Raw genomic sequence first — 2,001 nt, 5'->3', positions numbered from 1 at the left:
CCTCGCTCTGCAGCGGTGATCGGGGATATAAGCGACCCCATCGCCATCGTCAACACGCTAAATGACAAAACTGACTTCTGGTTCCACCAGAAAGCAGAGCCTGTGGATAACTGAGCGCGTCGTCAGTCCTTGACGCTCCTCCAGCTGAACACCTCTGCTGACATCCCCGTGCTTTCGTTGCAATTTGTTCTGCGGCAAAAGCCGTGCGGCTGCGCCACGATCTTACGGCTGCACTGCCTGGGTGCTAACCCCTCGAAGCTCCCGCGGTCCCCCAACCTGGGCGGGCACTCAACTAGGAACTACTATGCGTAAGCAATCTGGTGCTCGTCGTCCGCCCCAGCGAGGCGATTGATCCGTCGATTGTTCGCGTGGCTTGCCAAAGCCTGCATCCCTTGTCTGATTCTGTCGGGGTGGAGGCGCTCCTTGTCGCACCGCGTGAAGAAGCAGAAGCCGGCTACTTTGCTGTCGCCACCGTCTGCGACTGGCAAGTTGCGGATAAAAGCCACGCCGTGATCTGGCTGGAGGACATCAGACATTTCGAGAACCCCGTACCAGTTTCGGCGGGCGGCAAGCCGCGGGAACCTCCGCTCGAAAATGCCCAGGGAGATGCAGTGTTCGGACGCTTCGCGATCGGTGTTCCGGAAATTCCCTCTACCGCCTTCGCGTCCATCATCCTCGAGGCGCGACTTACGCCAAGTGAACATATCCTCGAGATGAATGGCCAGCATACCGTCATTGAGATAGACGAGGCTGCGCCCTCCCTAGGCCCACCGGACCTAGCGCCCGCTTCTCGCGACGCAGCAAACTTCCCAATTCCCCTGGAACTGCAGCTCAGGCGCCGGCGCGCCAGACTACGCGCACAGTTGACCCGAATCTCTGGCGCATTTTGCGTCATGAGCGGAGCAAGTTTCGACTTACCTGGGGGCGGAAGCCTTCTGGAAGTAAGTCACTACCCTCCACTGTTCAAAGGAGGGCCTGATACTATCAACAATGTTGGCCTCAAGGCTCGCAATGTCCATGCAATCTATGAGAACGGGCTGGCGACGATCAGGCAGGATCACAGGATCCGCTTTGCTCCGGACATTCCACCGGGTTTCCGTGCCGAATTCCGGGGGCGCACCCATGCCGCGATTCCTGAGATGGTGAACTTGTCCAATCTGCGGTTCCACGAGGAAGAGATATTCGAGCGACGCTTGCGCGGCCTCGGATTCACCGTGAGCGACTGAGTACCGCGTGACGAGCATTGACTAGCCGATCGAGCGCAACAGGCAGCACGGACAGGAATAACACCGCAAGCTGCTTGTTTCCGCTTGACACAACTAATGTGAGCCTCAACTCACGACTCGCGAACAGTGATCGCGCAGGCGAGAACGACCAAAGGTGCAGGCAGCAGATCGATATTTCCCGAGAACATGATCAGCATGCCAGGCTCATAGCACTCGACTTAGGGGCGGGGCGACAATGGGCGTCGTGCGCCAGCTTGATATAACTGCCCCTCTCCAACCCGCCAACAGGCGGCTGATGTTCTTTGCGCATGTGTGCAGATTTCGGGAGAGCCTTCACCGTAGCACTCGAGACCTACTTTGCCGAAGCTCGCGCCTTCGGTATGGATCTAGCAGCGGGGTGCCCAGAGCGGGCTTGGCAGGCTGATGGGGCTTCGGAGCGGTGGTCATTTTGGTTGTAACAGCCGCATGGTAGCCCCGGGGGGGGGCCATGGCTGCGGCGAACTACGGAGGGTGTTCCAGTTGGTGGTGCGCCTGACCGACTTGATCAGGATGAGTGCGGCTTGCCGGGAACTTGCCTATGAAGTTGTGGGGCAAGTGCCGTCGTCACTTCGGTCACCGTTCCAGCTGGTGGTTGGCGTCATCGATTCAATCAGGAATAAGCTCGACGTTGGGACTGGCGTCGACTACGCATTCGCGAGCACTGCTGGGCGCAGCCCTTGGGCACGGCGGGGCTCCTGTGCATCGCCGTAACTGGATTGTAAGGCGCGGCAGCTGG

The 2,001-nt window shown here is 59.2% G+C and carries 1 protein-coding gene; it reads left to right on the top strand.

From position 1 onward, the window contains the following. Window positions 1-320 precede the first annotated feature (320 nt). Entirely contained in the window at window positions 321-1,226 is a 906-nt protein-coding gene (locus tag AC3YMN_RS19285; protein WP_489891292.1) for a hypothetical protein, read from the top strand. Window positions 1,227-2,001 lie beyond the last annotated feature (775 nt).

It is taken from the genome of Devosia sp. Z11_6 (genome assembly GCF_058133665.1).
Note: the sequence above shows the minus strand (reverse complement) of the source record. Positions and strands in the feature narration are given on the sequence as shown.